The sequence below is a fragment of the Wujia chipingensis genome (genome assembly GCF_014337155.1).
Taxonomy (GTDB): domain Bacteria; phylum Bacillota; class Clostridia; order Lachnospirales; family Lachnospiraceae; genus Coprococcus_C; species Coprococcus_C hominis.
On sequence record NZ_CP060632.1, the window covers coordinates 863,588 to 872,500 of the forward strand.

Here is an 8,913-nt window from a genome sequence, read left to right on the forward strand (position 1 = left end):
CATGACAAATGGTAAAGTAGCGCTTGTCACAGGCGCATCCCGCGGAATCGGGCGCGCATGTGCGATCAAGCTTGGAGAGGCTGGCTACAAGGTAGCCGTCAACTATAATTCAAACGAAGCAGCTGCAAATGAAGTCGTAGAGAAGATCAAGGCAGCCGGAAGCGAAGCCGTTGCCATCAAGGCAAACGTATCCGATCTTGCCGAAGTAAAGACAATGATGCGTGAGGTCATAAACACATTTGGACAGTTAGACGTCCTTGTCAACAACGCTGGAATCGTAAAGGATGAATTTGTCCTGATGATGAACCCGGATACGATTGATCAGTGTCTCGACCTGAACATCAAGGGATACATGTACTGTACCCAGCAGGCAGTTTTGAAGATGTTCTCGAAGAAACAGGGCGTGATCGTGAATGTATCATCCGTAAGTTCCAAGCTTGCAGTACCGGGACAGAGTGTATACAGCGCAACGAAAGGCGCTGTGAACTCCATGACAGCCACGATGGCAAAGGAACTTGCACCATATGGAATCCGCGTCAATGCAGTGGCACCGGGCTTTATCGCAACCGATATGGTAGAGGCATTGCCGGAAGATAAGAAGGAAGAATATTTAAAGGATATTCCGATGAAGCGGTTTGGTACAGCCGAGGAAATCGGTGATGTAGTTACGATGCTTGCCGGACCTGCATGCTCCTACATGACAGGGCAGGTCATTGTATTGGATGGAGGACTGAGCCTGTAATGATGAATATTAACGAAGTACAAAAAAGAATCAAGCAGCGCCCACCGTTCCAGATGATCGAGAAGGTTTTAGAGGTGGAAGACGGCGAATATGCAAAGGGAATCAAATGCGTTTCCGTGAATGAACCATATTTTGCAGGACACTTTCCGGATGCACCGATTATGCCGGGTGTGCTGGTCATTGAGGCGTGTGCGCAGCTTTGCTCGATTACGATGGAGAGTCAGGGCACGGAGGACGATAAGATCTATGTGCTGTTAAAGTGCGAGGAATTCAAGTTCTTAAGACCGGTCATTCCGGGCGATTGCCTGGAGATTGAAGTCCGCAAGGAAAGCGGCGGTGCCGGACTGGTGAAGTTTAATGCGAAGGTAACGGTTGATGGAAAGGTAAAAGCAAAGGGAATCCTTGCATTTACATCCATGAACAAAGAGGATATTTATAACCAATAAAATATACATATTTTGAGAACTCTTTTTAATATGTAAAAAAAGTAAAAAAAGTTATTCCTTTTTTCGATGTTTAATGCTATTATAATGCAGGTTGAAAAATCAATGTGCAACTTGTCACAGGTACATATGTGGCATAACATAGATTAAAGGAGGACGATGATATGACAGTAGCACAGATTTTGGCTGTATCCATCTTTGTAGTCATGTTTGTGTTGATGGTGCTGGATAAGATCGAAAAACAGTACATCACACTCGTGGCTGGCGCACTGACACTGATCCTTGTATTTGGTGTGGCAATGCATAGCATGGATGCGGTCATCGAGACATTGAATGTAAAGAATATTTTCACGAAGGGATTCTGGATTACATCCGGTGAGGGTTCCGAGGAGTCATCCGGTATCAACTGGGCGACGATTATATTCCTTGCAGGTATGATGGTAATGGTAGAAGGTATGGCAAAGGCCGGATTCTTCCGGTGGTTATGCTTACGCCTTGCGAAGCTGGTGCATTATAAGCCAATACCGTTGTTCGTGACGTTTATGGTCATGGCAGCCGTTTTGTCGATGTTCATTGACAGTATTACGGTTATTTTGTTCCTTGCAGCCGTTACGATCGAGCTTGCGAAGCTGTTGCATTTAGATCCGGTGCCGATGATTCTGTCAGAGGTGTTCTGTGCGAACTTGGGTGGTTCGGCAACGATGTGTGGTGACCCACCAAATATCATCATCGGAACAGGACTGGGACTTTCATTCTCCGACTTTTTGACAAATACCGGTCTGATCGTCGGTATCTGCCTTGTTGTAGTTATTATTTACTTTTACCTTGTATACCGCAAGGAGTTGCTGTCAGAAGAGTCACAGGAGCTGGATACATCCAACATTCCAGACCCTTCTACAGCCATTACAGACAAGAAGAAGTTTATCATCAGCAGCGTGATTTTTGCATGTGCGGTGGTACTTCTTGTATCGCATGCATCAACAGGTCTGACGGTTGCGTTTATCGGTACGGTTATCGCGATCATTACTCTGGTCACATCCGGAAAAGATGCGTTAGAACTGCTTAAAAAAGTAGATTATAAGACACTGTTATTCTTCATCGGATTGTTTATTGTCGTTGGAGGATTGGAGCAGACAGGAATCCTGAAGTCCATCGCATCCTTCATCGGTAAGGTCAGTGGTGGAAATGTATATGTGATGGTAGCAATTATCATTTGGATCTCTGCGATTGCAAGTGCATTTGTAGATAATATCCCATTTGCAGCAACGATGCTTCCAATCATCAAGAGCCTGGCAGGTGCAAACCAGCCATTGCTTGATTGCCTTGCATGGACATTGTCCATCGGAACTGATATCGGTGGCAGTGCAACGCCAATCGGAGCTTCTGCAAATGTTGTTGGTACATCTGTGGCAGCAAAGAACGGATATCCGATCGGATGGGGCAGATATTGTAAGACAGCCGCTCCGGCGATGATTATCGTTGTGACGATTTCTATGCTTATGATCTTCCTGCGTTACTGTGGCGGTGTAACGATGTAAGAGTGCGTGCCACAATATCCGGATAACAGAATATAGAAACGAACGAAACAAAACTCCGTGCATCGTCTCCGGTGCGCGGAGTAAATTATATCAGGAGACGCGCGGATGCGTGTGTGAATTATCGCGCGGATGCAGGGAAATATAGGAGGTGGCATATGTATTTAGTATTTGATGTGGGTGGTACATTTATCAAGTATGCGCTCATGGATCAGAAGGGCAAGATTTATGAGAAGTATAAAGTCCCGACGCCGTTCCAGGATGGAAAAGTGGACGATAATGGCGATGAGATTACACCGTATACGGTGAAAACAGAAGATGGTATTGCCGCATTTCTCGAGCAGATTGATATTATATACGGAAAGTATAGCAAGGAATATCAGATTACGGGAATTGCGATGAGCCTTCCCGGGCAGGTGAATGTGAATCAGGGTATTGTTTATGGTGGTGGCAGTCTGCCTTACCTTGACCGGGTGCCACTTGGCAATCTGATCAGCAGACGATGCGGAAATGTTCCGGTTGCACTTGAAAATGATGCAAAGTGCGCCGCACTTGCAGAGGTCTGGATTGGAAACGCCAAGGATTGCAAAGATGCCTGCGTGCTTGTGTTTGGTACCGGAATTGGTGGCGGTATTATTATTGACCGGAAGGTGCGCCATGGTGTCGGCATGATTGCAGGAGAGATGTCCTTTTTGTATGACGGACTTCCGATTGAGGATGTGGACAAGATCCGTCCGCTCGAAGAAATCAATTCAAAGCAAGGGGGAGAACTACCGGATCCTTGTATATGGACGCAGCAGGCATCTGTGCAGGCGCTTCGCCGGAAGGTTGCTAAGGCAAAAGGTCTCAAGTGGCAGGAAGTAAACGGTGAGGATATCTATGAGATGGCAGAGACCGATCCGGAGATTCAGGATATTCTGGAACGGATGTATTACAACATTGCATGGCATTGCTGCAATCTCTATATCACACTGGCACCGGAGATTATCCTGATTGGTGGTGGCATCAGTGCACAGCCGAAGTTTATGGAGGGAATCATCAAATACACATCGAAGCTGCGGCGTCTGTCTTATATTTATGAGCGGATGAAGATTGACTTATGCAAATTCGGTAATGATTCGAACCTGATCGGTGCATTGTTTAATTTCTTGCAGAAATATGACCTTGCCAAGTAAAGAAAATGATGAATGAAAATGTGGGCGTTCCCCGCGGTAGATGCAGTCGGGAGCCCGCAAGGAGGACATACATGGAATTATGGGATATCTACGACCGGGACAAACAGCGTACCGGACGAACAATGAAACGAAATGACTGGCATATGCAGCCTGGAGATTTTCATCTGACCGTGCTTGGCGTGATCCGTCATACAAATGGTAAATATCTGATCACGAAGCGTGTCATGACAAAGGCATGGGCACCGGGAAGCTGGGAAGTATCTGGTGGTGCGGCGCAGGCAGGCGAGGACTCTTTGGATGCCGTAAAGCGCGAAATCAAAGAAGAAACCGGACTGGATGTATCTTCCTTTGAAGGTGGTTTTGTCTTTTCTTATACACGCGAGAATCCGGAGGAGGGTGACAACTATTTTGTGGACATCTATCGATTTACCGGAGATTTTACAGAGAAAGATCTGCATCTGCAGGAGGCAGAGACAGATGGATATATGTTAGCGACTGCTGAGGAAATCGAAGCGCTTGGCGCACAGGGCAAGTTCTTGCACTATGACAGTATCAAACAAGTATTTTCATAAAATTTACAAAAAAATCAAAAAAAACATATTTTGATGCTAAAATGATGCAACAATGATGTAAAATAGCAGAGAGAGGTCAGAGATGGCTCCTCTCTGTTTTTTGTGCAACCGACCGTCATACGGAATGGTTTGCATTAAGCCGTCATTTACAAATAACAAGGAGACAGTTTTATGAATCGAATTTTAGTTGTGGAAGATGATACATCCATCTCCAATGTTATAGAGATCAGTTTACGGAATGCGGGGTATCTGTGTGATTGTGTTTACGACGGCACTTCGGTTTCCGGACAACTGGAGCAGGAGGTATATGATCTGGCACTCGTCGATATTATGCTGCCGGGACCGGATGGATTTTCCCTGATGGAGTATTTCAACTATTATCATGTCCCGGTGATTTTTCTCACAGCGATGGGAGATGTGCAGGATAAGGTTAGGGGATTAAAGCTTGGCGCGGAAGATTATATGGTAAAGCCATTTGAAATCATCGAACTGCTTGCCAGAGTGGAACGTGTGCTGCGTCGGTATAATAAAGTATCACAGACACTTACCGCATATGATATTGAGGTGGATACGCAGTCATTTCAGGTAAAAAAAGCCGGGGTGGAGATTCACCTGACGAAGAAAGAGTATGAGATTTTAGTGATGTTTATGCGAAACCCGAATGTCGCATTGTTCCGTGAGCGGATCTTCGAGAGTGTATGGCATGAACCATATTATGGGGACAGCCGTACGGTTGATCTGCATGTACAGCGTCTGCGTAAGAAGCTTGGCTTGGAAGATAAAATTGTACCGGTATATAAGGTGGGATACCGGTTGGAGGTATAAGCTTGAAATTATTCTGGAAACTATTTTTATCCGTTTGTACCTGTATGATGCTGGCATTTTCGGCGTGTGGAACATTTCTGATCCATTCCGGATTCAAAAGTGCAAGAGAAAAGGATATCCAGAACGGATATAATAATGCAAGCGTTGTCTGTATCAATCTTGTACAGAATGTAAAACGGACGATCAATCTTGTATATCGGGATACCGGATATGAAAAACAAAAAAATGTTGTCGTACGTCAGGCAGCGCAATCGGTTTCTGTCCGGAATGCCGGAGAGGAAGTACAGTTTGCACTTTGGACAGACGAAAAGACAAGAATTTACAGTACGAATGGACTCAAGGGGGCAGACGTGTCAATCTGCCGGGACGATCTAGAAGCAGGGCAGGAAGGCTATAAGATTGTAAAACGAAATGGCAGATATATGCTCTATACCGGAACAAGCTTTCAGGTACTTGATCGTGTCTACTATGTTGAGACATTTTCGGATATCACACGTGACTATGAAAACCGTGACGCGCAGCTTCGGATGTTCCGCATGATCATGATTATTGTCATGATTGTCTGTCTGATGCTGATGGCAATCTTAAATAATATGATTGTGGTGCCAATCCGACGGTTGTCGAAGGCAACGAAGCTGGTAGCTGGCGGACGTGCGGGAATCCGGATCAGAAAAAGAAGCAAAGATGAGATCGGTGTGTTGGCGGAAGATTTCAATCGGATGTCCACGAGTCTGAACAGGACAATGAAGGAACTGGAAGAAAAAACAAAAAGCCAGGAGATGTTCACAAATAACTTTGCCCACGAGTTAAAAACACCGCTTACCTCAATGATCGGATATGCAGATCTGATCCGCTCCAATCAGCTTTCGGAGGAGAAGTTGATCACCTATGCCAACCAGATTGTTGTGGAGGGCAGGCGCTTAGAGAAAATGTCCATGAAACTGATGGATCTGATCGTGCTTAAAAAACAGGATTTCCTGTTTTATGATATGGATATAACGATTTTTGCGGAAGCAGTGTATGAGACATTGCTTCCGGTCGCCGGTAAATATGGGGTTGAACTGACAGTCAATGTACAGCCTGCGATAGTGAAGCTTGAGCCGGATCTGATGAAGACGGTATTGATCAATCTGTTTGACAATGCCAGAAAATCGATGGATGGAAAAGGGAAAATTTCTCTGTTCGGTGTGTGGGTATCAGACGAATATCGTATCGGAATCAAGGATAACGGATGCGGTATCGATGAGGAGAATCTGAGCCGGCTGACCGAAGCATTTTATATGGTAGACAAATCACGCTCCCGGGCAAACGGTGGTGCGGGACTGGGACTTGCTATCTGTAACGAGATTGTGAAGCTGCATCAGGCAAAGCTGCAGATCATGAGTAAAAAGGGGATTGGAACGCAGGTGAGTGTCTGTTTTCCGAAGGAGGTATGCAGACAGGTTAATTCGGAAAAGATGGAAATGGAGGAAGAAGTATGAGGGGACATGCGGAAACAAAGAAAAACGAACAAAAAACAGAGAAAAACAATGAAATGCATAAAAATATCCTGCGCAATTGCCTGTGCGTGCTGGCGGGAGCTGCTGTTTTGACAATCGGAATTATGGCACCGAAGACGATATTTGCCATGATGGATAAAAGTGAGGTTGATCACATATACGTGCAGCAGGCAGATACATCCTATCTGGATACTGCCGCGCAGATGACGATGGAAGAAAAACTTGATTTGATGGACGGGAGATCAAAAGGGATGCATGTGTCAACTTCTTATCCGGTGGAAAATGCAGACGTATATGATGATTATGATATGCAAGTGCAGGTAGCACCGCAGATTGAAAGGATGCAGGCAGCACATTTACTTCCTGAATTAGATTTTGATATTCTTGATATATATGCGGATACGCAGTATGAAACTCTGGTTAATCTGGACAATATGAATCAATACGTGATGCTTGAATATATGGTGTGTCAGGTTTCTGATGATTATATGTATTTATGTGTAGATGTGGAAACCGGAAAGATTTTGGGGTATACTGTATATGCCTATATGACAGATGCTGAATGGCAGGCGTTTTTAAAAGCGGATGTGGTGAAATATATGGCGGAGGAGCTGGGCATTTCCGAAGAGGTTATTATTAAGAAGTATAACTATGGCGTCTATAATGAAATGTATGGAGAAGGCTATAATATGAATGCAGATGGCAAACTGACTGCGAATGATATGGCAGGTGTGAAGGAGCAGGAAAAAGACGGAAAGCAGTTTGTAGAGATTGGCATGTGGGTCGATCAGGATATATCATCGATTGGAACCATCTATGATGGAGTTGCGATACAATGAGCAATATGATGGATGCACCTGCACAGACAGACATAATGTGAAGGCACATGTGGAGCCGTCAGGTGACATACAAAAATATGCAACTAAGATGGAAAAATGATACATATATGAGACAGATATGATGCACAGTCCATGTAAACTACGGGAAGTTTATAAAAGGAGTGTGCATGAAAATGGAATACGAAAGATACAGTGAAAGATACAGACGGAATGAAACGAACGGGAATGTGGGTATAATTTCCGAGGATTCAGAAGTCATCAGGAGGCGGACGATGTTGCAGGAACAGCAACGCGAAGAACTGCGTAGAAAGAAATTAAAGAAACGAAAGGAAGAGCTGCGCCGGCGCAGAAGGAGAAAACAACGGGCAAAGGAATTGTTCTGCTTGTGTATCTGTGTTGCCATGCTGGTATTGATCGTGGCATTGGTGCGGAGAGGGATTTCCTCTAAAAAACAGGATGTATCCGAAGTGGTGGCTGCCAGTGAATCGGCGTCCACAGAGCAGCAGGCAGATGCCGCGGAACCAAAGGTGTCGGCAACCGGCGAGATTGCGCAGGTACAGAGTCAGGCATTGCCGAATTATTATGAGAAGAAATATATGGTGGGTTCACCGGCACACTATTCGATGGAGGAGATTCAGACAAGATTGAAGAATCTGGCAGACCGATACCCGGAGTTTCAGACAATCTACGATCACATGGATCAATACCCGGAGGCACTTTTAAATAATTTATGCTGCAATCCGAATATGCTGGATTTTGCGCTTGGCTATCAGGAAAACTATGATACAACTTCAGGTACGTTGGAGGCATCTGAACTAGATGGAATCCCTCTGTTTATCCAATGGGATAAGCGCTGGGGCTATGATGCCTATGGAAATGATGTTATCGGATTGTCAGGTTGTGGACCAACCTGTCTTTCAATGATCGTCATTGGACTGACGAAAAATCAGGAGGCAACACCGGACAAGCTGGCGGACTATGCAACGGAACATGGATACTATGAGCAGAATTCCGGAACGAAGTGGTCATTTATGGACGAGGTGGCTGCAGTGTATGGTGTACAGGGATATTATATCTATCTGAGTAAAGATAACATGCAGGAAGAACTCTCACAGGGACATCCGCTTGTATGTGCGATGCGATCCGGAGACTTTACTTCGCAGGGACACTTTATTGTGATCGCAGGAATGGAAGGAGACAAGTTCCTTGTTCATGATCCGAATAGTATAGAACGGAGCCAGCAGTTGTGGGATTATGATACATTACAATATCAGATCTCTGCG

General features: G+C 45.0%; 9 protein-coding genes (1 of these 9 running past the window's edge). All 9 read left to right on the plus strand.

Annotated elements, in window-relative coordinates; translation table 11 throughout:
• Position 1: 1 nt before the first annotated feature.
• Positions 2–742, plus strand: coding sequence for a 3-oxoacyl-ACP reductase family protein (locus H9Q76_RS04155; protein ID WP_021984114.1), 741 nt, complete (start codon positions 2–4; stop codon positions 740–742).
• Entirely contained in the window at positions 742–1,188 is a 447-nt protein-coding gene (gene fabZ, locus H9Q76_RS04160; RefSeq protein WP_021984113.1) for a 3-hydroxyacyl-ACP dehydratase FabZ, read from the plus strand. The genes H9Q76_RS04155 and fabZ overlap by 1 nt, the downstream gene beginning before the upstream one ends.
• A 161-nt stretch (positions 1,189–1,349) precedes the next feature.
• On the plus strand, positions 1,350–2,723 hold the full coding sequence (locus tag H9Q76_RS04165; protein ID WP_021984112.1) for an ArsB/NhaD family transporter: 1,374 nt from the start codon (positions 1,350–1,352) through the stop codon (positions 2,721–2,723).
• A gap of 155 nt (positions 2,724–2,878) precedes the next feature.
• Positions 2,879–3,895 (plus strand): ROK family protein, encoded by a 1,017-nt coding sequence (locus H9Q76_RS04170; protein ID WP_021984111.1) that lies wholly within the window; start codon positions 2,879–2,881, stop codon positions 3,893–3,895.
• Positions 3,896–3,966: 71 nt separating this feature from the next.
• Complete coding sequence (locus H9Q76_RS04175; protein ID WP_117780350.1) at positions 3,967–4,467, plus strand: NUDIX hydrolase; 501 nt, start codon at positions 3,967–3,969, stop codon at positions 4,465–4,467.
• A 171-nt stretch (positions 4,468–4,638) separates the two neighbouring features.
• Entirely contained in the window at positions 4,639–5,292 is a 654-nt protein-coding gene (locus tag H9Q76_RS04180) for a response regulator transcription factor (protein ID WP_021984109.1), read from the plus strand.
• A gap of 2 nt (positions 5,293–5,294) precedes the next feature.
• Positions 5,295–6,773 carry a sensor histidine kinase gene (locus tag H9Q76_RS04185; protein WP_118545948.1) on the plus strand — a complete coding sequence of 493 codons (1,479 nt, stop codon included), beginning with the start codon at positions 5,295–5,297 and terminating at the stop codon, positions 6,771–6,773.
• Positions 6,770–7,630, plus strand: coding sequence for a hypothetical protein (locus H9Q76_RS04190; protein WP_021984107.1), 861 nt, complete (start codon positions 6,770–6,772; stop codon positions 7,628–7,630). Before H9Q76_RS04185 ends, H9Q76_RS04190 begins: the two co-directional genes overlap by 4 nt.
• Positions 7,631–7,902: 272 nt before the next feature.
• On the plus strand, positions 7,903–8,913 hold the 5' portion of the coding sequence (locus tag H9Q76_RS04195) for a C39 family peptidase (protein WP_021984106.1). Its footprint extends 27 nt past the window's final position; only the first 1,011 of its 1,038 coding nucleotides appear in the window; it begins with the start codon at positions 7,903–7,905; its stop codon lies off the right edge, out of view.

Bases quoted from the DNA above. Each gene is read 5' to 3' on its own strand.
- H9Q76_RS04155 (WP_021984114.1), top strand. From the start codon at position 2: ATGACAAATGGTAAAGTAGCGCTTGTCACAGGCGCATCCCGCGGAATC.
- fabZ (WP_021984113.1), top strand. From the start codon at position 742: ATGATGAATATTAACGAAGTACAAAAAAGAATCAAGCAGCGCCCACCG.
- H9Q76_RS04165 (WP_021984112.1), top strand. From the start codon at position 1,350: ATGACAGTAGCACAGATTTTGGCTGTATCCATCTTTGTAGTCATGTTT.
- H9Q76_RS04170 (WP_021984111.1), top strand. From the start codon at position 2,879: ATGTATTTAGTATTTGATGTGGGTGGTACATTTATCAAGTATGCGCTC.
- H9Q76_RS04175 (WP_117780350.1), top strand. From the start codon at position 3,967: ATGGAATTATGGGATATCTACGACCGGGACAAACAGCGTACCGGACGA.
- H9Q76_RS04180 (WP_021984109.1), top strand. From the start codon at position 4,639: ATGAATCGAATTTTAGTTGTGGAAGATGATACATCCATCTCCAATGTT.
- H9Q76_RS04190 (WP_021984107.1), top strand. From the start codon at position 6,770: ATGAGGGGACATGCGGAAACAAAGAAAAACGAACAAAAAACAGAGAAA.